Genomic DNA, 24576 nt, shown 5'->3' on the forward strand with positions numbered 1-24576 from the left:
CATGACAACGGCACATGCTGAAGCTTCAAAAGGCACTCTCCCGCACGAACCGGAAAAGGCAACGGCGGAAGGCCGCAACAAAGTGCTGGCCTTCTGGTTGTTCCTTGGTGGAGAAGCGGTGCTTTTCGGCACCTTGTTCGCTACGTTCCTGGCGCTGCGAAACCAGACGAATGACGGTCCGTCTGCGAACGAATTGTTCCATCTGCCGCTGGTTGCCGCCGCAACCTTCCTGCTGCTGGTGAGCAGCCTGACGAGCGTATTCGCCATTCAGGCGATGCACCGGAACCAGCCTGCCTTGCTGCGGAACTGGCTGCTGGTTACTGTAGTGCTTGGCGCGGCCTTTCTCGGGCTGGAAATCTACGAATTCAGCGAGTATATAAGACACGAGAAATTCGGGATGACTACCAGTGCATTCAGCTCGGCGTTCTATACACTGGTCGGGTTCCACGGTGCTCACGTTGCTTTCGGGATTGTGTGGATCGCTGTGCTGATCGGGCAGCTGAGCTATAAAGGGCTGACGGTGGTTACGGCACCAAAAATTTATGTGTCCGCGATGTACTGGCATTTTATCGATGTGGTATGGGTGTTTATCTTCACGGTTGTTTACCTGCTCGGAAAGGTGGGTTAGCTATGGCGACAGAACAGCGTTCTCCGGATAGCGCGGTGAAGCACCGCCACCGGCAGGAAGGGCCGCAGCGGCATATCGTGGTGTTTATCTTCTCTGTTATTCTGACGCTGATTGCCTTCGCAGCTGTTGCGGCCGGAGGAGTCAACGCGACCTTTGCCGTGATTCTGCTGCTGGTCATGGCCGTTCTGCAGGTTTTTCTGCAGATGGGCTTCTGGATGCATCTGAAGGACAAGGGACATTTGATACCGATTCTATTTATGCTGGGCGGCTTTTTTATCGCCGGAACCTGCATTATCATGGCACTGTATTGGGTTTGGTGGGATTAAGGAGGCTTCTGATCATGCTGGGATTACAATATTTCAGCTTTGAGGATTTGTGGAGTCCGCTTTTTCTGGCGGTCCTGCTGCTGCTGACGGCTGGATATTTCGTATTGATCGGTCCGCTTGCCGGTCGGTTCTCCGGTGCTTCGGCAGTTCCTATATGGCGCAGGGGGCTGTTTCTTAGCGGAATGTTGGCTCTTTACCTTGCGCAGGGCGGTCCGGTCAGCCTGCTGGGCCATATCTTCTTTTCCTTCCATATGGTCAGTATGGCGCTGTCCTATCTGGTGGCAGTGCCGCTGATTATGCTCGGGATTCCGGATTGGCTCTGGCGTACTTTTCTTAAGGTGAACCCACTGCGGCGTTTTGCCTTTCTGGCACAGCCGGTGGTGGCGGCCCTTCTGTTCAACGGACTGTTCTCGCTCTACCATATTCCAGTGGTTCATGATTACGTGATGCTGCATTTTACAGTTCACCGGCTCTATTACGGCCTGCTTTTTCTGACCTCTGTGCTCATGTGGTGGAATCTGATAAATCCTCTGCCGGAGTACCGGAAACTTGGCGGCCTGGGTCAGGTAGGCTTTATCTTCCTGAATATGGTGCTGCTGACACCGGCCTGCGGGCTGATTATTTTTGCGGGGACTCCACTATATGCCACGTACAGTGATCCCGACACCTGGGCACGGGCGATGGGCTACTGTGTATCGGGAAATCCCGCTTCATTGCTGCAGACGTTCGGCGGTCCGGCGTTCTTCGGATGGCTGTCGCCCAAGGTCGATCAGCAGGTGGGGGGCATCGCCATGAAGTTCATTCAGGAATTTATTTTTGCCTCGATGCTTGCTTATGTGTTCTATCATTGGTATAAAAAAGAGAACGGGCAAGACGATGCGGAGGTTTCCGCGCCATCCGCCGAACCGGGGGATGGCTATTTGAAATACAAGGAAGGCTGAGTCACACGCCTGAATTATCCTTGTATTTCTAAAAGCAACGGATACCTGAGAGCGATACAGAGTATTGCTGGCATCGGAAGCATACGCTCTGCAAAGAACAATGTAGCGGCTTCTTCTTGCTCGTGCATAGCTGGCGAGCGCCGAGGGGGATAATCATGGATATTTTCACATTGTTTCCAACGATCAGCACATCTTTCATCGTAATCAGCGCGTTGCTGGTGGCGATTGGCTGGAGACAAATCATTAAGGGCAAGCGCGAAGCGCACAAGAAGACAATGATTGCCGCCGCTGTTGCTGCCATCTTGTTTTTCATTGTGTACGTGTCCAGAACGGCATTCGTAGGCAACACATCCTGGGGTGGACCGGCCGATTTGTCGACGCTCTACCACATCTTTCTGATTTTCCATATCGTGCTGGCGACGGTAGCCGCCGTATTCGGCATCACTACGCTGACGCTGGGCTTCAAGGCTCAATTTGCCAAACACCGGAAATGGGGAAGAGTGACTGCTGTCATCTGGTTTATTACTGCTATTACGGGTGTCGCTGTGTATGTGCTGCTGTACATCTTTTATCCGGGCGGGCACACAAAGCCGGTCTGGCAAATTATTTTAGGTGCCTGATCTGACACTGTAAAAGTACCAAAAGACCTGTGAGGCCTGCGGTTCCGCTTTGGAACTTGCAGGTTCACAGGTCTTTTGTTCAAATATAGGCTACAGGCGGAAGGAGGAGACGGTGCTCTGCAGCTCCTCGGCCAGGCTGGCCAGAGATTGGGCGGAAGATGCAGACTCCTCGCTGCTTGCGGCAGACTGTTGGGTGGTGGCAGAAATATTCTCGACAGCGGCCAGCACATTGGTCGACTGTGCCGCTTGCTCTTCACTGGCAGCAGCGATCTCGGAAATTTTCTGGCCGGCGTTATTCACCATCGTGACGATCTTATGAAAAGAGACGCCGGTTTTCTGCGACAATTCGGCACTTTCCTGTACGGCGCTTACACTGTAGCGTGTGTTCGCCTGCATGCCCTTGATGATGCCTGTAATCTGCTTGGTGGCCTCGCCGCTGCGTTCGGCAAGCTTCCGCACCTCATCGGCAACCACGGCGAAGCCGCGTCCCTGCTCTCCGGCCCTTGCGGCTTCAATAGCTGCGTTAAGCGCGAGCAGATTTGTCTGATCAGCGATATCCTCGATGACATCGATAATGTCCCCGACCTTTTGGGAGTCCTCCTCCAGCCGGGCCATCTGCCCGCTGACAGACTGCATGCTCTCCATAGATTCCTGAATGATGCTGTTGCCATCTTCGGCAATCAGCACAGTTTCATCCGAGATGACCGAGGCCTGTTCGGTGTTCTGCGCTACGGAGTGGATGGCGCTGGAGAGCTCTTTAAATAATTCGCTGATCGTCCCGGCATCATTCGCAGTGCTTGTGCTGCCGCTGGCTATCTCCTGTGTACTGGCGGAAATCTCTTCTGCGGCGGCGGACAGGCTTTGGGAATGCGTAAGGATGGACCCGACAGTCCGGCGAAGATTGCTGACCATCTCATTGACCTTAAACGCCAGCATGCCGATTTCATCTTTGGTGTCGATCTCCGTCTGGCTACGTAAGTCGCCATCAGCTACCTTGGAGAGGATCTGGACTACCTTAGCCAGCGGCTTCGAGATGATTCGGGAGATCATATAGCCGAGCAGGATGCACAGCATCACGGCAGCTACAACGACAGCAAGCGTAATAGTCCGCGAGGAGTTGTACAGGGATGCTCCATCCTGTTTGGCCTGATCCGCTTCTTTGATATTGATGCTGATCAGATTGTTGATGATTTGCTTTAGGGCATCCGCTTCATTGGCCAGAGTGGTGCTGCGGAGCGTGTCCAGCAGTTCGTCGTCCCGCTGGGCAAGGGATGCGCTGATCAGGGATTCATAAGTATTCAAATATTCGTTCCAGGCAGCTTCGAATGGAGCGATCGCCTGGATGGAGTCTTCGCTGAGCTTTGTTTTGCGGAAGGCTGCGATGCTATCCAGCACATTCTGCTTTTCAGTTTCATAGTCTTCCACGCGCTGCTTCCGTTCCGCAGGCGTTTCTTTAATATACAGATCCCGGGCGATGCCGCGCATACTGGTGAAGCTGTTCTGGGAGCTTTGAAGAGAGGAGACGGGCACCAGATTGTTCGTATACATATCATCAAGACTGTCATTGATTGAACCCAGATTGTTCAGACCATAAAGACCCACGAAGGCCAAAATGACAGCAACCACCAAAAAGGATGAGATTAACTTCACGCTTGTTTTTAAATTATAAAACCATTTCATACCCGATTCCCCCAGTGATCATGAATTTGTTAAACCAAAGCACCTGCTTTGAAAAACAGACTTGCGGTGTCGATGATGAGTGCGATTTTGCCGTTTCCCAGGATGGTGGCCCCTGAAGTGCTGTCTGACTTGCCTATGTATGAGCCCAGCGTTTTAATTACAATGTCCTGATTGCCGACAAGCGTATCCACTGCCAGCGCCAGCCGTTTCTCCCCGCGCCCCAGAATGATCAGCGGGATCGAAGATGCAGTTGTCTCCGCTCTTGGAATCCCCAGGCAATCATGCAGCCAGACCACCGGGACGAGCTGGTTGCGTGCTGTAATAACCGGTTGGCCCCGAACGGTCTTGATCTCACCGTAAGCGGTGCGGATAATTTCGGCCACACTGCTCATGGGAATGACAAAGGTCGCATTGCCGGCATTTACCAGAAGCCCCCGAATGATAGCCAGGGTAAAGGGCAGGCGGATACGGAACCGGGTGCCTTGCCCTTTGGTGGTCTCAATATCAATCATTCCGTTAATCCGTTCAATATCATTGCGGACAATATCCATCCCTACCCCGCGGCCGGAGATATCGCTTACTTGAGCGGCAGTAGAAAAGCCGGGTCTGAAAATAAGGCGCAGCGCTTCATCCTCATTCATGTAACGGGCCTCTTCGGCTGTGATGATGCTCTTATTGATGGCGGATTGGAGGATGGCCTCGGCATCGATTCCAGCCCCGTCGTCCTCAATGACGAGGATGACCTGATTATCCTCATGGGAGGCGGCAACCCGGACGGTGCCTGTTTCACTTTTGCCCGCGCTACGCCGGATTTCCGGGGTTTCTATGCCGTGATCCAGCGCATTCCGCAGAAGATGGATAAGCGGGTCGCCGAGTTCCTCAATTAGTGTCCGGTCCAGCTCTGTTTCCTTGCCTTCAATGACCAGCTCGATCTGCTTGTTCAGCGAGTATGACAAATCTCTGACCATGCGCGGCAGCCGGTTGAACAGCTGCTCTATAGGCAGCATCCGTACCTTGATCATATTCTCCTGCAGTTCACGGGTGATCGTCGACAGATGATCGGCCAACTGTCCCAGCTCCTCTGTCAGGCCATTGGCTCCGTATTGCCCGTGAAATCTGCGGTTCAGGAGATGGAACCGGGTTTGATCAATTACCAATTCACCCGCCAGGTTCATCAGCTTTTCCAGCCGCTCAATATGTACGCGAATGGTTTGGGGCTTTATCTTGTCAGCAGTAGCCGGCAGTGCCTCCAGCGGGTCCGGGAGGCCCCGGCTCTCCGGTTCCGGCTGCGCCGGATTTTTTTCTGCAGCAGGGTTAAGTGAGATGTCCTTCACTTCTTCTATGTAGATACTCTCAACATCCATAATGGAGGAGATCTGCTGCCGGAGTTCCTCGATATTCCTCTTGGGGGACAGCATCCAGGATGCACCATCGACCCTGCTGTCATGGGCTTCAATCTCTTCCAGCTCCGGCTTCATTCTAAGGACCGTGGCGAGGTCCCGCAGCTTGGCGTCGATAAGATGTAGACGTGGCAGCTTCATTTCACAGGCCGGGGAGAGCCATACATGAAGCCAGAAAAGCTGTAGCGGAGTTTCAGTTTTGTTTGGCTGTACAGCCGGACCTCGGTCATGTCCATGCAGTCCCTGCGCACCAAATGTCTTGAGCCTCTGAATCAGCTCGGATACGTCTGTCGTCTCATGGTCTGCAGCGGCGATTTCACTTTGCAGCGCGCGCATTCCATCCAGTGCCTGGAAGAACAGGCGGATAAGCTCATCCGTTACTTGCCGCTCCCCGTTCCTCATTTGGTGAAGCAGATGCTCAAGATGGTGTGTGACCTCCTTCAGCCTGTTGTAACCCATGGACGCCGAGGAGCCTTTGAGGGTATGGGCTGCCCGGAAGAATTGCTGTATTCCGTCTTCCGTCTCCCCTATCTGCTCCAGCCGGAGAACTTCATCTTCGATCAGTTGCAGCTGCTCCTCCAGTTCTTCAAGAAAAATTCCCCGATATTCTGATAAGTCAACCATAATTCACCTTCTCTCCGTGTAGCCTCCGGTTATTCGCGCAGCAGTATCTCATCCAGCTTCAGAATTCCGACCAGACCCGAAGAAGAGAAGCCTATTCCGGTGAAGAAGGAACCGCTGATTCCGGAGACACTGTCCGGTGCGGGCTGAATATCATTGAACGTAGTCACTTTATTCACGTTGTCAACAATGACACCAATGGATTCCTCCAGGTGATGAACCACCAGGATGCGTGTATGCTTAGTCTCGGCAATTTCCGCCATATCCAGCAGCACCCTCAGGCTTAGCACCGGCACAATTTTCCCTCTCAGATTGATAATGCCCTTAACGTAGTAGTGGCCGTTTGGAATATCCGTAATTTCCTGCATTCTTATAATTTCATGAACATCGGAGATGGGGATGGCATAATGCTCGTTGTCCACCCCGAATTCGACATATTGCTTCTGTGTGGCAGCCTCCATATTTTACCTCCGTTTTCTCAAATAAGTGATTAAGCAGCCGCTCCTCAGGCGCTGGGTTCCTTCCTCCTTTTCTTAACAATTCATTAGCATGTTACTCCTGATGTGTCTCTGGTCCTTCTCGACGTGAGGAAATGAGACAAAAAACCGGAAAGATGTCGTACAATATCACTTATGCGACATTTTTAATCATAGAGGAGCAATGAAATGACAATAAAACAAGCAGAATTGAGCAACGCCCAGTTAGGTTTGGTTTACTCTGGGGAGGGCAATTTCAGTGACGATCAGATTGTTCAGATGTTTGTGGCAACCTGCTGTGCCAATGCAAATACACGTCGTAATTATAGGCGGGCGATTGCTGATTTCCGTAAATTTATAGTTGGCACATCCTTGCAGGAGGTTACCTGGAGGGAGATTGAGGCGTATAAATTCTTTCTGACCCAGGGAGGTTACAGCTATCCTAAGCAACTGGCGCCGGCAAGTATTGCCGCGTTCCTCGCACCTTTGAAATCATTTTATAAATGGGGCAGTGATCAGCATATTGGCATCTTTGCAGCTAATCCGACCTCAAGTGTGCGGATTCCCAAAATTACGATTACCAGCCGAAAAAATTTCTTAACCAAAAGAGAGGTGGGGGATTTGCTGGGGGAGCTCCAGACGCAGGGCCTGCGCAATTACCTGATTGGGCTGACGCTGGTGATGCTGGGGCTTCGTGTATCTGAGCTGACGGCGATGAAATGGGGGGATTTCCACACAGATCCGCTGGAAACCTCTCTCTGGCTGACCATCGCGAATGCTAAAGGCGGCAAACGCAGAGAGATCAAGGTACCGCCGACCCTTTGGCAGCTGTACTCCCAATTATCCAGCGCCATTGCCGGGAAAGGTGATCCTGCCCCGGAGCTTCTGATGTTCCCGTTATCATCAAGACAAGTAGAGCGGATTATCAAGACAGCCGGAGAGGCGAGCTCAATTGAGAAAAAGCTTACTCCACATTGGCTGCGCCACACCAATGCCACACTTGCGTTGCTGCAGGGCGCCTCACTACAGCAGGTGCAGGAATCGCTGGGGCATTCCCACATCAATACTACTCAGCGGTATCTCCATACCGTGCAGCAAATTCAAAAGGCTGCCCCTGATTTTGTAGAGGACAGCCTGCGGATTTTTATTCAATAAGACAAAGTTTTACAAAATACGCTAGTATTTCTGGGAAGTTCCTATACAGCAGTATGGATATGCCCTATAATGAATGCATAATCGCTTCGTAATGCGCAAGTACGCAGAAGCCTATTTTTTTTCGGGAAAAATGTCGCATAAGTGATATTGTACGACAAAATATGGCACGATATACATAAATCTTGAATTTTAAATTGTAGTATTTAATGGGATTACTGAGAGACTGTGCCTGCGCCATGCGAATGGATGCTTGGGACAGTCCCTCTTTGCCTTAACAGGATTGGGCGTGAGCGTCTTCTGAGTCTGAACTCCTTCACAAGCCGCGAGATTGGGCAATATAACGGAACTGTAGTCCGCATGATCACAGACGTTCCGTATCAGAACTGCACACTAAAGCCGTTAAATGTGTGAATCCCCGTGCCGAAATGATCCAGTTCATGTTCCCGTAGAAACTTAACCGCCAGCTTCACTTCCTCCAGAATCTCCGCTTCTAGACCCAGTGTATTATGTGAACCGTAAACTTTGTTGATTCCGTCTAATGCAGCCATTCTCTCCAGGGAATTGACCAAATCGGCAGGACTTGTTGAAGGATAAAAAGCATACACAGGCGTCTCATCATACAGCAGATCACCCGTAAACAAATAACCGCGGTCTTTATCGACAAAGCATACATGACCCGGAGAATGCCCGGGAGTGTGGTACACCTTAAGTGTTCTGCCGCCCAGAGAGATGAGGTCCCCATCGCTTAATAAGCCGGCTGGCTCGCCCTGAAAAGGCTTGTAAGCGTCCGGGTCAAAGCCCTCCGGCACAGGCCGGGTCAGATCTCTGCCGATGTCCCTGCGGATTTGCCCGATAGACAAACCCTGAATGCCATGGACCAGCCAGTCCTTATCCGCTTCATGGACATAAATACTGCTGAATAGTCCATGGCCGCCGATATGGTCCGTATGTACATGAGTGGTGAGCACTTCAATCGGCAAGCGGGTCAGCTGATCCGTTATTTCTTTGATATTGCCGATGCCAAGACCGGTATCAATCAGTGCAGCTTTTTCCTCCCCCAGCAGCAGAAAGGAATGCACCTTCTCCCAATGCCCGTATTCGCTGATTGCGAATGTGGCTTCATCCATTTGCTGAACAGTAAACCATGGGTCACTAATCATATGAACCTCCCCGATACTGAGTATTTTCTCTCGAGTAGCCTACAAATCTCCGCTGATTCCTACTTTATAGCCGATTGAAATTTATTACAAATGATTCTTGACAATGGAAAATACAGGTCATATACTGTGTATATAGATATATACAGTAAGCACAGAGAGATACACACTGAACCGTGTCTATCCGCTGCAGCCTACCGCAGGAGAAACAACAAAGCGAGGTTAAAGGTAATGACAATATTTAGAGACGCCTGGGTGCTGGTCCGTGCAGATTTCCGCGGTGACAAGCTGAACATAGTGAGGGCCCTGCTGTTTTCCATTATCTTTATGGGATATATGGCCGCTATGACTGTAATGGTCACGGAAGATGCGCTGAGCGGAAGTGACGGAAGGCTGATGTCCGACTTCCTGCTGATTTCTATGATTCCCATGCTGGGCTTCACGTTCTCGCGGCGTACCATGAAATATTTAAGTGAAGACTCCTATACCCGGATGTTGGCCTATATGCGGAGTTTGCCTGTTCCGGCTGCGGTGATCCTGTGCAAAAGAAAGCTGGATGCAATGTTCTCATTTTGTCTGAATGGCGTATTGTTCTTCGGTTTAATGTACGCCATTAGTGACGATATACGCAGCCAGCTGCCAGGGACTTCATACGTTGCGTTTGCATTTACCTGGATCGGTTATGGCCTGATGATGACTGGCATCTATATTTTTGTGGAGTTTCTGGTTAGCGGCAAAGCGTACTTTTGGATCACCCTGGCCCTGATGACGTCGTCCTTCGGGGTTGCGCTGCTGATTCAATGGGCGGATGGAAATTTGTTTCTGTACAGCGTCTCCTGCTCGAAGGAATGGGGGCTGTTATCTCCGCTGATGTGGGGAACGCTGCTGCTGGGCACGGTATCCGTGCAATTATTTTCCAAATTGACGATACATCGGCTTAAAAGCCGCGATCTCGTATGAGAGGGCGGAGGTAACTTATGTGGATACCGATACAGATTAACGAGAACAGTGCCGAGCCGCTGTACCATCAGATCGAAACCCAGCTCCGGTCGCTGATCATCAGCGGAGGCATCACGGAAGGGACACTGCTTCCCTCCATACGTGAATTTGCCGGAGATCTGAAATGCAGCGTGATCACCGTCCGCCGGGTCTATCAGGATCTGGAGAATGAGGGGCTGCTGCGGACAAGACAGGGAACCGGAACCTTTGTCTCCCATGTGGGCGACGGGGCGATGGAAGAATACAAACGGGATGCCGTCCGTAAAGCTCTGGAAAGTGCGGTGGATGTTGGCCTGTCGGTCCAATGCAGTGAAGAGGAACTGACGGGAATATTTGTAGAGATTGTAAAAGACAAATACAACAAACAGGAATGAAAGGTGGGTTCATCTCATGGTACAGCAGGCCATAGAGCTGCGGAATGTAAGCAAGAAGCGGCGCAGCAGGACGATAGGGCCGCTTAATCTGAATTTCCCGCAAGGCTATATTACCGCACTGGTGGGCCAGAACGGCTCCGGCAAGAGCACGTTACTTCATATGCTGCTGCAGCTGACCTTTCCGGAGGAAGGCGAGATCCTCTGGTTTGAACAGCAGCACAAGGCAGGTCTGCCGCTTGAACTACGCCAGAGCATTGCCTATGTGCCGGAAACCCCGCTAACGGAGGAGAATTACTGGACCTCAGATGAGGCCGCCGAATTCCGCCGGCATTGGTACCCTTCCTGGGATCATAGCTACTTTCAGGAGCTGCAGGATAAATTTGAAGTACCGAGGGGAGCCAAGCTGGGCAAGATGTCCAAAGGTGAACGCCGTAAATTCGAGATTGCCGCTGCGCTGGCTTCCCGGCCCCGGCTGCTGCTGCTGGATGAGCCCTCCTCGGGTCTCGACCCCTTCGCCTGGAAGAGTATGATTGAGTCGATCCGCAAGTATATGGATGAGAGCGATGCGACCGTTGTTATCTCCACCCATATCGTCGAGGAGGTTCGGCGGCTGGCTGATTTTATTGTACTGATGCATCGGGGACAGCTGCTTGGAATGGCGGAGAAGGACAGCCTGTTTGGTTCATGGAGCGAGGTGTGGGTGGGCGTGCAGGATGAGGAAGAGCTTAGGGGACTGGCGGCTGAATTGCCGGGGGCTCAGCAGTTTGCACTGGAGACACCGGGAGTCGCTTCATTTATAACCCAGCAATTTAATCAGAATGAGAAACGCATTCAGGACTTGGGCGTAAAGGTTATCAAGAGCCGCAGTCTGGAGCTGGATGAGATTTTAAGCTTATGGACACAAGGACATCGTCCGATCCTGATCGACCAGAAGAGAGGGGACTAACGAATGGAAGCTTTGAAGCTTGAACAGGTAGTAAAGCAGTACGGAGACAAAACCGCAGTAAACAAAATCAATCTAAAAGTAGAGCAAGGTGAGATTTACGGCCTGCTCGGAGCCAATGGCGCCGGCAAAACAACAACAATGCGCATGGTGCTTGGCCTGATCTATCCCGACGAGGGCAAGATTCTCTACAACGGCAAGTCCTATAGCAATGAGCTGCAGCATCTGATGGGCTATCTGCCGGAAGAACGCGGACTGTACCCGAAGGTGAAGGTGAGCGACCAGATTATTTATCTGGCCCGGCTGCGCGGCATGGCGGCAGGCGATGCGGACAAGAGCCTGCGTTATTGGCTGGACCGCTTTGAGGTCCCGGAATATTACAATAAGAAAATTGAAGAGCTCTCCAAGGGGAATCAGCAGAAAATGGGCTTTATCGCCGCGGTTGTCCATAAACCGCAAATCCTGATTCTCGATGAAGCTTTCAGCGGGCTTGATCCCGTCAATGTGGAGCTGCTGAAGGATACCGTCCGCGAAATGAGGGATCAGGGCACCAGTATCCTGTTCTCTACACACCGGATGGAGCATGTTGAGGAGCTATGCCGCAACATTACTATTCTTGACCGTTCCAATACAGTGGTCCAGGGAGATATCCGCGAGATTAAGAAAGGCTACCCGCGCGAGGAGGTTATACTCCGCACAGTGGGCGAAGTGGCTGGCCTGGAAGGTATCGCCGGTGTAACTGCCGTCCAGCGGCAGGAACGGGGATATGTTCTTTCGATCCGCGAAATCGGTGCGGCCCAGCGCATTTTGCAGCATGCTGTTGCACAGGGCGAGGTAGAGCATTTTGAGATCAAGGAACCGACGCTAAACCAAATCTTTATTAGAGCGGTAGGTGAATCCAATGAATAAAATGGGGACGATTATCGGTTTTACATTCAAGAATAAAGTAAGAACCAAGGCATTTCTGATTACTACGCTGATTCTGGTGGTTCTGCTGAGCATCGGGATGAACATTCCGTATATGGTGAAGCTGTTCCAGGGAGACGACGGGTCCGCAAAGAACCAAGTGCAGATCGGAGTCGTGGCAGAGGATGGCAACCGCGTAGCTGAGCTCCTCCAGGCCTATAGTCCGCCTGAAGGCGTGACCCCGGTAACGATCAGTCCATATGCTACTGCCGATGATGCAGCGCTCAAGAAGGGTCTGGATGAGGAAAACATCGAGGGCTATATCACATTGGGTGCACAGAGCGGTGAAGGCATTCCCGCAGTTACCTACTACAGCAAGAACGGTGAGATTGATTCGGATGTGCAGAGCTATCTGCAGAATGCACTGCAGCAAGCCAATACTCAGCTGATTGTAGGCGATAAGCTGACTGCGGAACAGGTGGCTGCAATGTACACCCCGGTATCCATTGGTACCCAGCAGATCAGCTCAGAAGGAGCAGGAAATGAAGGTACGGCAGAGGAATCACCGCCAATTATCAACTATGTGATTGTATATGCCCTGCTTATGCTGTTCTTTATGTCGATTATGATGACAGGCAATATGATCTCCGCCGAAATCACTTCAGAGAAAAGCTCCCGTATCATGGAAATCCTGATTACGAGTGCTGCACCACTGACGCAAATGTTCGGCAAAGTGATTGGCATCTTCCTGGTCGGCATCCTGCAAATTGCGATTATCTCCGCAGGCGTAGCCGCCAACCTTATGCTTCCGCATAATGCCAGTATCCTGACCGATTTTGATCTTGATCTGGGGCAGCTGGACATCAGTATCCTTCTATACGGACTGGTACTCTATATTCTGGGCTACTTCCTGTACGCCTTGATGTACGCAGCTGTAGGTTCCATTGTCAGCCGTACCGAGGACCTGGGCCAGGCGATCATGCCGATCCTTATGCTAGGCTTCGTCAATTTATATCTTCCGATGTTCAGCATCTCTGTCCCGGATACCCTGCTAGTTAAGGTAGCAAGCTTTGTTCCATTCACTTCTCCGCTCAGCATGCTGCTGCGTATTGGCGTTGGCGAGGTAGCGACCTGGGAGATTCTGGTCTCGATTCTCATCTTACTGGCAACCACCTTACTGTTCGGCTGGCTGGCCGCCAAGATCTACCGCACGGGAGTGCTGATGTACGGCAAACGCCCAAGCATCAAGGAGATCAGAAAAGCGATGAAGGCCTACAAAATTTAATTGGAATCATCAATATAAACCTTTTGAGGAGTGGCAAGGATGAATAAAAAGCATGAACAAACATTCGGGTTGCTGTTTGCAGTATCTTCGTTAATCGCACTGGTCGCCAGGTTAATGCCGTCCAATGGATCGAATCTGCTTGATTTTATTCAAGGGCTTTTGACAGGAATGGGCATTGCCGGTATGATTGCGTCATTAATCATCTTTGGCAGACATTCTAAACGCGCACACTAAGAAGTGATCATAGGTTTTACTGAGGAAGCCGCGGTTCGGAAACCGCGGCTTTTTTATATTGAATTAGTGACTCCGTTTAACGAAACCGATAAATAGGCCTTCATATGATAAAGAGGGCCTGATGACTATCATATCTAAAGTGAGGTCATGCTTTTACATTTACCAATACACGTTATATAGATGAGCATTTTGCATTAATCTAAGCCCTTGGTACACAAAGAGATTTTGAGCATAAAAAAGGACTTCACCCCAACTTGGAGAAGTTTTTTGGTAACGACACCAAAACACTCAAGAGGAGGAAGTCCCCTTTGTATATTCTCCAAGAAAGTCTATTTTCCTTTGAGGAGCTTCAAAAAATCGAATCAAAAGAGCGATTGCCCATCTTTTTCAGCGCACTGGACCTGCGACCTTACGCGAGACAATTGAGAAATCCTTCACCCCGAGGAGCGGACGGGCACTGCCGTCAAGGCATTCTTCGCGCATTACTCGCGGCTCCCTTAGAGAACATCGATACGTTCACCGGCCTAGCGCGCAGACTGGAGTTTGACCTTCGTTTCCGTTACCAATGTGGACTTCGGCTGGACATCCCCGCCCCTTCAATTTCCACGTTAAGCCGGGTTTTTGCCGAGTTGACTCGCAAAAGCCTTGCCAAGCAGTTGTTTGAGGATCTTGTGGCTCAGTGCCAAGAAGCTGGAATCATCGACGGCACTCATGTCGCCATCGACAGCGCAGCCATTCACGCCTACGAGAAAAAAGAACCCAAGCGAAAAAGCGAGCTCACTGGCCATGCCAACTGGGGTGCAAAGTTCGACACCTTCGGCAACAAAGTCAAGTGGTTTGGCTATAAGCTGCATCTGGCCGTCGATGCCAAGAGTGAACTTCCTATGGTGCTCCAGGTGACTCCTGCCCATGTGAACGACGGAGACGAAGGGCCTGCACTCATGACGATTGTCGCTGCAAAATCCAAAGTGAAATTCTTCATGCTGGATGCGGGCTACGACCAAATGAAAAACTACGAGGCGGCCCGGAACGTCAAGGCGCAAGCCATTATTCCGCTGAATCCACGAAATGAAAAGGAACCGCCAGCGGGGATCACCCGCAAAGGCACGCCTTGTTGTTCGATGGGATTTCCTATGACGTATTGGGGACAGGAAAAGGTACATTTGAAATTTCGTTGTCCACATGCGACAGGTCAAGTGGATTGTCCTTTGGGTATGGTCACTTGTTCGTCGTCCAATTATGGAATGGTGGTTAAAATCAACAGTCAAACGGATCTCCGGCGTTACGCGTTGCCGCATCGGGAAAGCCGAGGCTGGAAGGAACTTTACAATAAACGAACCAGTGTAGAACGCTGCAACTCTCGAATGAAGACCTATTTAACTGCAGACCAGCTTCACGTCTGGGGGATTCAAAAAGTGACAACACACCAATATTTGAATGCGATTGTGTTACTTGCCTCTGCACTTGCCATCGTCAAGCAACGAGTCCAAAACGCCGCTTGAAATTTCAAATTCATTGAAATTCTGCCCGTCTGTCCATTTATCGCTCCGCTCTCACAACACTGAGATTTCGCTGTGGCCTAACCATGGACTCTCAATCGAAATATGAATTATGCAAAATGCTCAGATAAGAACCTGTGTTTTATTTGTAAAATTTTGTGCAATTGTTGTAAATCACTTAGCTTATAATTCAGTAAACTAAAAAGATTAAGCGAGGAAGATTCTATTGTCTAGCAAAACTGGGGAGTTGAATTTGTAAAGAATCAACTAGTTCTTATGAACCGTTTATTGAAGTAAGATCTAGAAAGAATTTTATTTATGTTTTCAATTAGAAAAAAAGGAAAAATGTCCTATTAATATAAATGTCATCCAGTGTTATGATTAGTGTGCTTAGAAAAGGACTAGCTGGCCAGCATCTTTTTCAAAAAGCTTAGGTTTTTGTGCCACAAGTAAAGCTTGTAGAGTAAAAACATTTTGGGTAATCGATTCTAAGGCTTCGTAATTTAAAAAGCAGTTTGTAGATAAAGAAAGTCTCTCAAAGTTTGTATAATACTTATTAATCGTAAAACATTTTAATTAATGTGTGAAATTGCTTTAATTAGAATCATTAGTTAATTAATAGAAATAAAATCCTTTAAAAAATTATACAGGTGGTGTTTTTAAATGAAGAAGACAAGATTAGTAGGCACTTTACTATCCGTTTTTATTTTGGCTATATGCATTCCAACTAGTGCATTTGCTGATTTTTTTGCAGGCGGACGTTCTTCTGCAAAGTTTAATGCCTATTACGATTCTTCCGTAGTAACATATGGATATGAAGGAATATATGATACGGCAAGAGCAAGTTGGGGGGGGATTTCTTCTAATGTTGCCATTGGGAAAACCACCTCATCGAGTGGCTTGCCAGACAAATATTATGTTGGCTTTTCAGCTGATCCTACTTTTCTTGGATTATCTTCTTATTACGATGCTAATGGAAATCCCGTAAATAATAATGTACCAAGAGCATTTACGACCTTCGCAAGCTATAATAATAATTTAATTGTATATGAATCTCCTGGTTCATCAGCAGTAAGAATTTCAAATGCAATTCATGAACTTGGTCATACCTTATCTTTGGCTCATACGACACAATCAGGTATAACCGATTCTGTAATGTTTCAAGGTGTTCAAACAATTGGCCCTCAACAGTATGACAAGAACCAACTTAAAGCAAAATGGGGAAATTAAAATTAGGGGTGATACATTGTGTTGAAGAAAAAAATTAAATTTAACAGCAAGCAGATAATTATCCTTGCTTTGATAGCATTAACTATTGCCATTATCAATACTTCAGGATTGGAAGCAAACAATAAAGCTGAAAGTACGCCCATTGAAAAAGCAGAGACAATAAATATGGATGCAAACTATATTCTATTTAATGATGTAAATCAATTAGACCAAGCTGCAGACTTAATTCTCGTTGGTAGTCCTACAATGGATTTTCCTGAAAGAGAACATATTACAACGTATTTTGGAGATGGAGCAATTCAGGACTTCTATACACTAACTGATTTGAAAATCGATAAAATTTTAAAAGGTCCTCAAGATTTTAATCTTGCAACATCGCAATCGCTTAAGATTATTGAACCAATAGGATATGCAAAACCTGAAAAAAAAGAAAATAAGATTACTCGTGAAGAATATTCTGAACTAGAAAAAGGGGAGAAATATATTATATTTTTGATGCAAAATGACCAAGGTCAGTACGTTGTAATTAACGTGAACAACGGTAAATTCAACCTTAATGAGACAGAAGTTTCTTTTGCTTCGGATTCAGAGAATGTAGAACATGAAAAAATTAAGAAGGAGGTTTTTTCGAAATATAAAATAAAAGAATAATGATTTATTTATGATACCAAATAATAATGAGCTGCATTATGCGCGCATTGAAAAGTGATCATAGGTTTTAACTAAGGAAGCCGTGGTTCGGAAACTGCGGCTTCCTTTAGTTCGCCCAGCATGGGCGCTATCTCTAGGGTTCATGTCCAGAATGGTGAAGGCAGTACTAGCCATTAGCTTAGACAAGGGTATCCACCGTGAACTGAGTCAGTACCTTTAAGCTGGTGCGGATACTTCTCGCTGGCGGATACACCAGTCTTTCAAACGATAGATAGATGGTTTCGAAGGAAGCTGCAAATGTGCCTTTGGAAGCACTGGAAGAACCCACGAATCAAAGCTGTTGACTATGATGCCTCTGTTTGCGTTCTAAGGCTTGTTTCTATACGTCTCTACATATAGAGAATGGAGAGTTCAGGATCCTGCTGGTTAAATGAAGGGTTATAGTGTACCTTATTTAATAAGATAAGGAGTGGTAATCTTGAAAAAAAACAATCAAATCCCCGCGATCCTCGCAGCTTCAATTCTGCTGATTCTGCTCAGCAGCATGCTTAAGCCGGAGGGCTCTACCCTGCTGGGTGTGCTGCAGACGTTAATGCTCGGAGTGGGCTTGCTGGGCTGCTGTACAGCGGCCTGGAGATTCGCAAAAGGCGGCAAGGGCAAGAGCTGAGTATAAATAGAAAAGGCCGCAGCACTATGCTGCGGCTTTTTCATGCGCTTTGACAAGTTGCTATATTCCATACGAAGCTATACAACAAACAAGTTTGCTTCAGGCCGCAACGTTTCCAACCGGCACATTTGCTCGCGCACATGTCTCAGCCGGGTTTTCAGCACCGGCACGCTTTGCTCAAGAATGGTGCTGATTGCCGGCAGGGGCAGCAGCATGCCGTACCATAACACCTGCACAATCTGATCCTCCCAGGCTAATCCATTGGAAACAAAGAGGCTGCACTCCTCCGCAGCCCGGGAGCACTGCTGAATGCACTCCCGGTACGCATCCAGAGAGAAAGGCTGCGGGATGAAATCATCATGAAGGTACCGGGTATAAAGCTCAGTGAAGGTTTTCATCGCAGTCTTTTCCGCAACGGCACCCTCTCCCAGCAGCAGACTGGTGAGTGCATAAATATTTCCGGTGTTCTTTTGGACATATTCCGCAAACTCGCTGGCAGCTGTCCATTCCGGGGATAATGGGTCTGGCATGTCTTCACGTTCCTTCCTGAATAAGAAATTATAAGATGGAGAAATAAGTGATGGATCTGTCCATTAGCTCGGCTATGTCCGGTTCCTGCCAGCTGCCTTTATGCAGCAGGGAACTTGAAGGTTTATAGTACATCCGTCTGAAGGGGGGCGTACCGCCGGCCCCAGCCGTACGGGAATAGGGGACCATTTGCAGATGTGACGTGACGACCTTGCCTTGCAGCTTGGCTTTTAAATCCAGCAGGGCCGTTTGCACGATTTCTTGCTGACCCGGCTCCCACTGCGCACCTAGCTGCTGTACAATTTCTATGGCTTCTTCTAGCCTGTGATTGCGTATACTTCTCAGAAAGCTGCTCCATTTAATGACGTCAAAATGATCGCCTTCCGCAGACAGTATCCCCGCTCCCCAGCTGCACCCAGCCTTGCACGTAAGCTTCAGCACACCATACCGGCACTTGCCGGATGACTCCGCGGCATGATGGAATGGCCAGGGGGCATCGAATACAAACACTTCTATACGTGACAGCCTGCGCTGGTTCATTTCGTTTTCCCTCCTACCCATTTATAAGCTGCAGCCTCAGCACAAAAAACCGCAGCAGAGGAGGACCTCTGCTGCGGTTTTGGTACAGGCTTAAATACACCTGGCGAAAACACGTGGCGGATCAAGGTTCTCTCTAGTCGCTTACGGGGTTAGCTGTCGGATTCGGACGGTGAGAGTCGCCCTACCTAATGAGACCACAGTCTCCTTCGGATTCACCCCAAGAAAGATTCTTATCTTCCAGGTAAGGCCCTGCGGGCCTGATGGTTCCCCCGTTTCCCGCATTGCGGGAATTCAGCGTTCATATCGCATTTCATGCATTGGATTCAAACCGAATCATACCTTTTCGCATGAGCTTTGTAAAAAGAAAAAAACATTCTTCTGAGCCGATTTTCAGGGGATTATGGCAAAAGAAACGATAAGAAGTGCTAAAAGGGTGTTTATCAACGATTTTCAGCTTTTTATCTCGTGCATACGACTGCTTTTGATTTAGGGTGATTAGAGCCCAAAAGGCAATTTGCTCAACAGCGGGTGAATATAATCACAACGCTGAATGCTTTTTCGCAAATCGTTGATAAGCCGAGTAAATAAGAGGAATGATGAGATTGAGGCTTAAGTAAGCGCTACCCGATCTGGATTGGGTTTACTAAATGCATTATTTTGGCAGGTTTGGCGGTTTACAAGGCCGTGATCGCCAGAGTATGATTACTTCTGTTTACTACACAATCGAATACGCAGTCCGCTTAATTTCCGTTATGGAAAGCGGGGGAACCAACAATCGGCAGCCGATGTGAGAGTCGGAGCCGGTTATGGGGTGAATCCTGTGAAAGTGCGAGAGAATGCTCGCATGGATACAGGTAGGGCGACTCTCACTGCCCGAATCCGACAGCTAACCTCGTAAGCGTATTAGAGAGGATGAGCACAATGTGACCGTTAATTGGACCACAGAGGGAATTCCTTTGTGGTTTTTTGCTGTGTTCGTACGGGCAAATGAATGGAAGTCCTAGGCCGGAGGAGAGGAAGATATGGCGAATTCGGAAGAATATGTACTCATTAACGCTCCGACTAAAGCGGGGGAGCATTTTATCAAAATCTTAAAGTTCAGAGGCTACAAGATCGCAGGAATCGCCAACAATGCAGCGGAGAAGCGGCGTCTGGAGGAACTGGGAATCGAGGTCAATCTTGTGGTGGATACACATCATCAGAATACATGGTTCCGCCCCTCTTTTCCGGTAGGCAGAGTATTTCTGTTCGAGAGCAGTGTGACCTTATGCTGCCGGTATATCCAGATGTGCCGGACCTGGACGACAAAGCCAATATACGTAATTACGACTTCGATGAATCCCAGACTGGTCTATAAAGGACTTGGAGCGGATTCCGTCATCTATTCCCACAGCGGAAATGTCTCTTTTCTGGCGGATGTCTCAACGAATCCAGGATAAGGCCAAATAAAAGGGCAAATAAAAGGCATCTCCTGGACAGAGGTCCAAGGAGATGCCTTTTTCAAAAATATAAGAATTTATATGTTTCACACGATAACTTATCCTTCTATTTCTCGCTGAAACGGTACCGTCCTTAAAAAGGACGGCAAAGCCGTTTCCACTTGAATATAAATATTTATATGCCTCACGCTATGAATTATTCAGCGGTTGCTCCAATAAGCTCCTTAAGTTCGGAAACGTTGAAGCCCTTGACTGCGCGGCCTTCGTACACAGTAACAGGCACACCCATGAAGCCCAGCTTCTCGACTTCTTCCTGATACACTGTACTTGTCATAACATCACGCACCTCGAAGCTAACCTTTTGCTCGGTTAGCCACTGCTTCACTTGATTGCAGTCGCTGCATCCTGTGGTGGAATAGACAATTACCGGCTGGCTCATTGGCTCACAGCTGCCTTGATGGCGTCCCGGGTGATTTTCCAATGGGAGGTGTTCCAGCGGACTTCGCCGTCTTCCAGCAGGAAGATCTGCGGAGATTCATGCTTGATCCCGAAATCTTCGGCAATCTGATTGGACAGCGGACGGTCTTCAATCACATGGACAATGGCAGCTGGAGTCTCGGAGCCTTGCGTATAGGCAGTGAATTCCTCGTTGGCCTTGGCGCTGATCGGGCAGGTAGTGCTATGCTTGAAAAGCAGTTTTTTACCTGGTTGCGCAACATATTGCTGCAGTTCTTCCAGAGTGTGAAGTTGTTGGATAGACATCGGTATCTCACCTTCCTATAAGTACTTGTAACTACGATTGTAACATAGTTCAAAATTAAATCAAAAAGGAAGTTAGAGCACCCCTTTCAGCAGAATTACAGTCCCATGAAGGACGTTGAAAAAACGTGATTGCCATGCTAATGTGAAAGAGATGCCGCGTGTATCCTGAAGAATCGTAAAGGGTGTGTCCATATTCATGAAAAGGGTTGCTTTTGTTACCGGTGCTGACCGTGGTTTAGGTTTTTTTCTGGCAAGCTGGCTTCTAGAGAACAAATATTCCGTATTTGCCGGTCAGTATATGAAGGAGTCGGAATTGCTGGACGCACTGAAAAAGCAGTACCCGGACCGATTAACTCTGATTCCGCTGGATATCGGCGACCGTGAGAGTGTCAAGCAAGCGGCACGCAGCATTTCGGGCAGTACCGCTCATGTTGATATGATTATCAATAATGCCGGTATTATTCATAGAGCTGATGATGCCACGATGCTTGTTGATATGGACGATGAAGCCATGGCTCACATTTATAATGTAAACACGCTTGGTTCTTTGAGGGTCAGTAATGAATTGATGGGCCTGTTAATGCAGAGCAAGCAGAAATTGATTGTTAATATCTCCTCAGAAGCCGGAAGCATTGGCCGGAACAAACGGATTAATATGTACGGATACTGTATGTCCAAAGCAGCGCTTAATATGCAGTCCTCCCTGATGCACAACCATTTGAAGGTGATGGGCGGGCAGGTTATGGTCTTTCACCCCGGCTGGCTGCAGTCCTATATGAATGGTGAGAAGGCTCTGGAGGCACCTATTCCTCCTGAAGAGTCGGCGCGTAAGATTATGAATATCGTGCAGGAGCACAAGAAGTATATGGGTGAGGAGCCGGCTTATCTCGACCTGGACGGCAATGCCTGGCCCTGGTAACTATACACTAAGAGAAGCAGGAAGAGAGGCGGGAAGAACATGTCTGAAGGGAAAGCACTTGCACTTGGCAGCTACAGTGAGGTGAAATACCATCCTTTTGCCGGTGTGGATCATGAGATTAAGCGCATTCTGTCACCTGATCTGCAGGTGGAGGCTTCTGAAGATTACAGTCTCCTGAACAAAGACAACCTCGAGGGATTGAAGCTGGTTATCGCTTATACCGAATTTTCCGATCAGAAAATAGCCCCGGAGCAAAGTGCCGCTTTGCTGTCTTATGTAGCGGGGGGCGGAGGTCTGCTCGTTATACATAACGGAATCTCCCTGCAGCGGAATCAGGAGCTGGGCGCCATGCTGGGCGCGCATTTCACCCATCATCCGGAATACACCTCCCTGCATATGAAAATACCGGCACACGGGCATCCCATTATGCAGGGGATCAGCGAGTTCGTCATCGAGGACGAGCCGTACTACTTTGAAATGCATCCTTATTTTGAGACGACCGTGCTGGCAGAGTACCTTCATGAAGGGGCCATGCGTCAGGCGGCCTGGTGCCATGAGTTCGGACTTGGCCGTGTAGTTTATCTGATGCCGGGGCATCATTTGCCTTCCTTCTCGGTAGAGCCGTTCCGCCAAATGATCCGCCAAGGCGGAATGTGGGCAGCGGGTCTGCTGTAACTCCTATCTTTGAATCGTTTTAGCACATCATAACAGCTGCACGTTTCCCAAGAGGAGCATGCAGCTGTTTTTTTGATGTATGAATGTTCCAGCTTCGGTCAAAATAGGGTTACGAATAAAAAGGGGGACGCATGGAATGTGGAAGATGCTATGGGATCTTGTGCCCGGCTGGAAGGTGCTGTTTCAAGGTTTTGTCATCTTCATCGTTCCGGTCGTCTTAACCCGCCTAATGATCTGGCTCCGAATGAAAGAGGGCAAGGCGAGCACCCGGGGAATGCGGGCTGAAGGCAAAAAAGGCGGGGGTGTTCCAAGCTCCGAAGATACGGGGGAAGCAGATCAGACCAGCATCGCCGTGCAGAATAAAAAAACCGCCACAGCCGCACCCCCTGCTCAAAACAACACTGAACAGGCCGCTCCTTCCTTGACCTATACCGGAGAGTTCCACCGCGATGTACAGTCCTTCAGGGAGATAAGTGCCGATATGTCCGACGTCAATGTCAGAGAGCTGCGCATCGGAAGCCTGGAAATCAAGGCCGCGCTGTTTTTTGTGGATGGACTTACGGACAAAGAGGGCATGGACCAGAACATCCTGATGCCGTTGATGAACACGGTGCGGCCCTTTGAAGGCATGACCACAGCACCGCCAGCAGAAATATTGAAAGGGATTATCGTGCACAAGGTAGTACAGGTCTCGGAAATTGAATATACCGACCAGCTGAGACTCTCGCTGCAAAAGGTATTGTTCGGCTCTGCGGTATTGCTGATTGAAGGAATGGCAGAGGTTTTTATACTGGGTACTCCGAAAGGCAACACAAGAAGTGTGGAGGAGCCGATATCGGAGGCGCTTCTGCGCGGTCCGCGGCTGGGTTTCAATGAAACGCTCAGTGATAATACGGCGATGCTGCGAAGACACGGGCAGAGCACGGAGCTGGCCATGATTTCTTTTACCGTGGGAGAGCGAATTGAGAAGGAACTGGTGCTGACCTATCTCAAGGGCGTCGCCAACGATGAGCTGATTAAGGAAATCACCCGGAGAATCAAGACGATCAATATAGATGATGTCCAGGAATCAGGATATTTGGAACAACTCATGGAAGACAACTACCTCAGCCCCTTTCAGCAGATCCAGAACACAGAACGCCCGGACCGGGTCATGGCGGCGCTGCTGGAGGGAAGAGCGGCCATTCTTCTGGATGGCACACCGTTTGCGCTGATAATGCCGACTACCTTCGGAATGCTGCTGCAGTCACCGGAGGATTATTATGACCGCTGGTTTTCGGGTACACTGCTGCGGCTCCTGCGTTTTTTTGCCGCATCGGTCTCGTTGTTTGCTCCGGCGCTCTACATTTCTTTTCTCTCGTTTCATCCCGGGCTGATTCCTACCAAACTGGCGATTTCAATCATCAGCTCCAGGCAGGGGGTCCCCTTTGCTACATTAATTGAAGCGCTGATTATGGAAATCTCTATCGAAATATTGCGTGAGGCCGGCCTGCGTCTGCCCAAACCCATTGGACCGGCCATGGGCATTGTCGGGGGGCTGATTATCGGCCAGGCAGCGGTAGAGGCGGGGATTGTCAGTCCGATTCTGGTCATTGTCGTTGCGGTTACAGCGATCTCCTCTTTCTCGATTCCCATGTACAGTGCGGGGATTACCTTGCGCTTTCTCCGTTTCCTGGCGATGTTTTTCGCTGCTGTATTCGGGCTTTACGGTGTCGTTATGTTTTTCCTCCTGCTCAGCAGCCATTTGATTAAACTGAAGAGCTTCGGGGTTCCCTATTTAAGCATGGTAACTCCCTACAGGATGAGCGACCTGCGCGATTTCATTATCCGCATCCCCCTGCAATTGATGAAGCGCCGTCCTGCATTGCTGCAGCCCAAGGATCCAATACGTAAAAAATAAACCACAACTCAGGAGATCGAG

27 protein-coding genes, 1 pseudogene and 2 riboswitches are annotated in these 24576 nt (G+C 49.2%); of the genes and pseudogenes, 20 read left to right on the top strand and 8 right to left on the bottom strand.

Features of this window, described 5'->3' with window-relative positions:
• Position 1: 1 nt before the first annotated feature.
• From MHI45_RS21550 to MHI45_RS21565, 4 genes are all read left to right on the top strand, one after another.
• The gene (locus tag MHI45_RS21550; protein WP_038585391.1) at positions 2-628 is read left to right on the top strand and encodes a cytochrome (ubi)quinol oxidase subunit III; all 627 of its coding nucleotides are present in this window, start codon (positions 2-4) and stop codon (positions 626-628) included.
• A gap of 2 nt (positions 629-630) precedes the next feature.
• Positions 631-954, top strand: a complete 324-nt coding sequence (locus MHI45_RS21555; RefSeq protein ID WP_038585393.1) for a cytochrome C oxidase subunit IV family protein — start codon at positions 631-633, stop codon at positions 952-954.
• Between the two features lie 14 nt (positions 955-968).
• On the top strand, positions 969-1895 hold the full coding sequence (gene ctaG, locus MHI45_RS21560) for a cytochrome c oxidase assembly factor CtaG (RefSeq protein WP_341119430.1): 927 nt from the start codon (positions 969-971) through the stop codon (positions 1893-1895).
• 155 nt (positions 1896-2050) lie between these two features.
• Positions 2051-2515 (top strand): DUF420 domain-containing protein, encoded by a 465-nt coding sequence (locus tag MHI45_RS21565; RefSeq protein WP_038585395.1) that lies wholly within the window; start codon positions 2051-2053, stop codon positions 2513-2515.
• Between the two features lie 90 nt (positions 2516-2605).
• Here the strand turns inward: MHI45_RS21565 and MHI45_RS21570 are convergent, their stop codons facing one another.
• Genes MHI45_RS21570 through MHI45_RS21580 form a run of 3 tightly spaced genes read right to left on the bottom strand, consistent with a single transcriptional unit; the run spans position 2606 to position 6677 of the window.
• Positions 2606-4195 (bottom strand): methyl-accepting chemotaxis protein, encoded by a 1590-nt coding sequence (locus MHI45_RS21570; protein ID WP_076113734.1) that lies wholly within the window; start codon positions 4193-4195, stop codon positions 2606-2608.
• 29 nt (positions 4196-4224) lie between these two features.
• Positions 4225-6219 carry a chemotaxis protein CheA gene (locus MHI45_RS21575; RefSeq protein WP_341119431.1) on the bottom strand — a complete coding sequence of 665 codons (1995 nt, stop codon included), beginning with the start codon at positions 6217-6219 and terminating at the stop codon, positions 4225-4227.
• Positions 6220-6248: 29 nt separating this feature from the next.
• Positions 6249-6677, bottom strand: a complete 429-nt coding sequence (locus MHI45_RS21580; protein ID WP_076113736.1) for a chemotaxis protein CheW — start codon at positions 6675-6677, stop codon at positions 6249-6251.
• A gap of 204 nt (positions 6678-6881) precedes the next feature.
• Between MHI45_RS21580 and MHI45_RS21585 the strand changes: the two genes are divergently transcribed.
• The gene (locus MHI45_RS21585; RefSeq protein WP_038585405.1) at positions 6882-7847 is read left to right on the top strand and encodes a tyrosine-type recombinase/integrase; all 966 of its coding nucleotides are present in this window, start codon (positions 6882-6884) and stop codon (positions 7845-7847) included.
• 377 nt (positions 7848-8224) lie between these two features.
• Here the strand turns inward: MHI45_RS21585 and MHI45_RS21590 are convergent, their stop codons facing one another.
• Positions 8225-9007: an MBL fold metallo-hydrolase gene (locus MHI45_RS21590; RefSeq protein ID WP_076113737.1), complete on the bottom strand. Its 783-nt coding sequence runs from the start codon at positions 9005-9007 to the stop codon at positions 8225-8227.
• A 228-nt stretch (positions 9008-9235) separates the two neighbouring features.
• Here MHI45_RS21590 and MHI45_RS21595 point away from each other — a divergent pair, with 228 nt between their 5' ends.
• The 11 genes and pseudogenes from MHI45_RS21595 to MHI45_RS21645 all read left to right on the top strand — a co-directional run bounded on the left by MHI45_RS21595 (position 9236) and on the right by MHI45_RS21645 (position 17792).
• Entirely contained in the window at positions 9236-9964 is a 729-nt protein-coding gene (locus MHI45_RS21595) for a hypothetical protein (protein ID WP_076113738.1), read from the top strand.
• A 17-nt stretch (positions 9965-9981) separates the two neighbouring features.
• A complete protein-coding gene (locus MHI45_RS21600; protein ID WP_038585414.1) occupies positions 9982-10377 on the top strand; it encodes a GntR family transcriptional regulator in 396 nt (131 codons plus the stop codon).
• A 16-nt stretch (positions 10378-10393) separates the two neighbouring features.
• Entirely contained in the window at positions 10394-11323 is a 930-nt protein-coding gene (locus MHI45_RS21605) for an ATP-binding cassette domain-containing protein (RefSeq protein WP_076113739.1), read from the top strand.
• 3 nt (positions 11324-11326) lie between these two features.
• Positions 11327-12229: an ABC transporter ATP-binding protein gene (locus tag MHI45_RS21610; RefSeq protein ID WP_076113740.1), complete on the top strand. Its 903-nt coding sequence runs from the start codon at positions 11327-11329 to the stop codon at positions 12227-12229.
• Positions 12222-13511, top strand: a complete 1290-nt coding sequence (locus MHI45_RS21615) for an ABC transporter permease (RefSeq protein ID WP_076113741.1) — start codon at positions 12222-12224, stop codon at positions 13509-13511. The genes MHI45_RS21610 and MHI45_RS21615 overlap by 8 nt, the downstream gene beginning before the upstream one ends.
• A gap of 39 nt (positions 13512-13550) precedes the next feature.
• Entirely contained in the window at positions 13551-13745 is a 195-nt protein-coding gene (locus MHI45_RS21620; RefSeq protein WP_076113742.1) for a hypothetical protein, read from the top strand.
• A gap of 308 nt (positions 13746-14053) precedes the next feature.
• Entirely contained in the window at positions 14054-15247 is a 1194-nt protein-coding gene (locus tag MHI45_RS21625; protein ID WP_076114670.1) for a transposase, read from the top strand.
• Positions 15248-15907: 660 nt separating this feature from the next.
• Positions 15908-16474 (top strand): hypothetical protein, encoded by a 567-nt coding sequence (locus MHI45_RS21630; protein WP_076112852.1) that lies wholly within the window; start codon positions 15908-15910, stop codon positions 16472-16474.
• Positions 16475-16492: 18 nt separating this feature from the next.
• Positions 16493-17125: a hypothetical protein gene (locus MHI45_RS21635; RefSeq protein ID WP_076112851.1), complete on the top strand. Its 633-nt coding sequence runs from the start codon at positions 16493-16495 to the stop codon at positions 17123-17125.
• Positions 17126-17359: 234 nt separating this feature from the next.
• Positions 17360-17524 (top strand): annotated as a pseudogene (locus tag MHI45_RS35220) (group II intron maturase-specific domain-containing protein); the annotation flags it as partial.
• A gap of 79 nt (positions 17525-17603) precedes the next feature.
• The gene (locus tag MHI45_RS21645) at positions 17604-17792 is read left to right on the top strand and encodes a hypothetical protein (RefSeq protein WP_038585425.1); all 189 of its coding nucleotides are present in this window, start codon (positions 17604-17606) and stop codon (positions 17790-17792) included.
• Positions 17793-17869: 77 nt separating this feature from the next.
• Here MHI45_RS21645 and MHI45_RS21650 read toward each other — a convergent pair whose 3' ends face one another.
• Positions 17870-18322, bottom strand: a complete 453-nt coding sequence (locus MHI45_RS21650) for a hypothetical protein (protein WP_076112850.1) — start codon at positions 18320-18322, stop codon at positions 17870-17872.
• Between the two features lie 28 nt (positions 18323-18350).
• Positions 18351-18860, bottom strand: a complete 510-nt coding sequence (locus MHI45_RS21655) for a hypothetical protein (RefSeq protein WP_076112849.1) — start codon at positions 18858-18860, stop codon at positions 18351-18353.
• A gap of 124 nt (positions 18861-18984) precedes the next feature.
• Positions 18985-19167: riboswitch (cyclic di-AMP (ydaO/yuaA leader) on the bottom strand.
• 420 nt (positions 19168-19587) lie between these two features.
• Positions 19588-19776, top strand: a riboswitch (cyclic di-AMP (ydaO/yuaA leader).
• A 106-nt stretch (positions 19777-19882) separates the two neighbouring features.
• Here MHI45_RS21655 and MHI45_RS21660 point away from each other — a divergent pair.
• Complete coding sequence (locus MHI45_RS21660; RefSeq protein ID WP_038585433.1) at positions 19883-20299, top strand: hypothetical protein; 417 nt, start codon at positions 19883-19885, stop codon at positions 20297-20299.
• 196 nt (positions 20300-20495) lie between these two features.
• Here the strand turns inward: MHI45_RS21660 and MHI45_RS21665 are convergent, their stop codons facing one another.
• Positions 20496-20738, bottom strand: coding sequence for a glutaredoxin family protein (locus MHI45_RS21665; RefSeq protein ID WP_076112848.1), 243 nt, complete (start codon positions 20736-20738; stop codon positions 20496-20498).
• Positions 20735-21061, bottom strand: a complete 327-nt coding sequence (gene ytxJ, locus MHI45_RS21670) for a bacillithiol system redox-active protein YtxJ (protein ID WP_038585439.1) — start codon at positions 21059-21061, stop codon at positions 20735-20737. Before ytxJ ends, MHI45_RS21665 begins: the two co-directional genes overlap by 4 nt.
• Before the next feature lie 196 nt (positions 21062-21257).
• Between ytxJ and MHI45_RS21675 the strand changes: the two genes are divergently transcribed.
• The 3 genes from MHI45_RS21675 (at position 21258) to MHI45_RS21685 (ending at position 24555) form a co-directional block, all read left to right on the top strand.
• A complete protein-coding gene (locus MHI45_RS21675) occupies positions 21258-21980 on the top strand; it encodes an SDR family NAD(P)-dependent oxidoreductase (protein ID WP_076112847.1) in 723 nt (240 codons plus the stop codon).
• 39 nt (positions 21981-22019) lie between these two features.
• Positions 22020-22655 (top strand): ThuA domain-containing protein, encoded by a 636-nt coding sequence (locus MHI45_RS21680; protein WP_076112846.1) that lies wholly within the window; start codon positions 22020-22022, stop codon positions 22653-22655.
• Between the two features lie 136 nt (positions 22656-22791).
• Complete coding sequence (locus tag MHI45_RS21685; protein ID WP_076112845.1) at positions 22792-24555, top strand: spore germination protein; 1764 nt, start codon at positions 22792-22794, stop codon at positions 24553-24555.
• Positions 24556-24576 lie beyond the last annotated feature (21 nt).

The organism is Paenibacillus sp. FSL H3-0321 (assembly GCF_038002865.1).
In the GTDB taxonomy this organism is placed as follows: Bacteria; Bacillota; Bacilli; order Paenibacillales; family Paenibacillaceae; genus Paenibacillus_AQ.

Bases quoted from the DNA above. Each gene is read 5' to 3' on its own strand.
- MHI45_RS21610 (WP_076113740.1), top strand. From the start codon at position 11,327: ATGGAAGCTTTGAAGCTTGAACAGGTAGTAAAGCAGTACGGAGACAAA.
- MHI45_RS21595 (WP_076113738.1), top strand. From the start codon at position 9,236: ATGACAATATTTAGAGACGCCTGGGTGCTGGTCCGTGCAGATTTCCGC.
- MHI45_RS21590 (WP_076113737.1), bottom strand. From the start codon at position 9,007: ATGATTAGTGACCCATGGTTTACTGTTCAGCAAATGGATGAAGCCACA.
- MHI45_RS21600 (WP_038585414.1), top strand. From the start codon at position 9,982: ATGTGGATACCGATACAGATTAACGAGAACAGTGCCGAGCCGCTGTAC.
- MHI45_RS21680 (WP_076112846.1), top strand. From the start codon at position 22,020: ATGTCTGAAGGGAAAGCACTTGCACTTGGCAGCTACAGTGAGGTGAAA.
- ctaG (WP_341119430.1), top strand. From the start codon at position 969: ATGCTGGGATTACAATATTTCAGCTTTGAGGATTTGTGGAGTCCGCTT.
- MHI45_RS21605 (WP_076113739.1), top strand. From the start codon at position 10,394: ATGGTACAGCAGGCCATAGAGCTGCGGAATGTAAGCAAGAAGCGGCGC.
- ytxJ (WP_038585439.1), bottom strand. From the start codon at position 21,061: ATGTCTATCCAACAACTTCACACTCTGGAAGAACTGCAGCAATATGTT.
- MHI45_RS21555 (WP_038585393.1), top strand. From the start codon at position 631: ATGGCGACAGAACAGCGTTCTCCGGATAGCGCGGTGAAGCACCGCCAC.
- MHI45_RS21665 (WP_076112848.1), bottom strand. From the start codon at position 20,738: ATGAGCCAGCCGGTAATTGTCTATTCCACCACAGGATGCAGCGACTGC.
- MHI45_RS21570 (WP_076113734.1), bottom strand. From the start codon at position 4,195: ATGAAATGGTTTTATAATTTAAAAACAAGCGTGAAGTTAATCTCATCC.
- MHI45_RS21630 (WP_076112852.1), top strand. From the start codon at position 15,908: ATGAAGAAGACAAGATTAGTAGGCACTTTACTATCCGTTTTTATTTTG.
- MHI45_RS21615 (WP_076113741.1), top strand. From the start codon at position 12,222: ATGAATAAAATGGGGACGATTATCGGTTTTACATTCAAGAATAAAGTA.
- MHI45_RS21565 (WP_038585395.1), top strand. From the start codon at position 2,051: ATGGATATTTTCACATTGTTTCCAACGATCAGCACATCTTTCATCGTA.
- MHI45_RS21650 (WP_076112850.1), bottom strand. From the start codon at position 18,322: ATGCCAGACCCATTATCCCCGGAATGGACAGCTGCCAGCGAGTTTGCG.
- MHI45_RS21580 (WP_076113736.1), bottom strand. From the start codon at position 6,677: ATGGAGGCTGCCACACAGAAGCAATATGTCGAATTCGGGGTGGACAAC.
- MHI45_RS21675 (WP_076112847.1), top strand. From the start codon at position 21,258: ATGAAAAGGGTTGCTTTTGTTACCGGTGCTGACCGTGGTTTAGGTTTT.
- MHI45_RS21585 (WP_038585405.1), top strand. From the start codon at position 6,882: ATGACAATAAAACAAGCAGAATTGAGCAACGCCCAGTTAGGTTTGGTT.
- MHI45_RS21620 (WP_076113742.1), top strand. From the start codon at position 13,551: ATGAATAAAAAGCATGAACAAACATTCGGGTTGCTGTTTGCAGTATCT.
- MHI45_RS21575 (WP_341119431.1), bottom strand. From the start codon at position 6,219: ATGGTTGACTTATCAGAATATCGGGGAATTTTTCTTGAAGAACTGGAG.
- MHI45_RS21660 (WP_038585433.1), top strand. From the start codon at position 19,883: ATGGCGAATTCGGAAGAATATGTACTCATTAACGCTCCGACTAAAGCG.
- MHI45_RS21685 (WP_076112845.1), top strand. From the start codon at position 22,792: ATGTGGAAGATGCTATGGGATCTTGTGCCCGGCTGGAAGGTGCTGTTT.
- MHI45_RS21550 (WP_038585391.1), top strand. From the start codon at position 2: ATGACAACGGCACATGCTGAAGCTTCAAAAGGCACTCTCCCGCACGAA.
- MHI45_RS21655 (WP_076112849.1), bottom strand. From the start codon at position 18,860: ATGAACCAGCGCAGGCTGTCACGTATAGAAGTGTTTGTATTCGATGCC.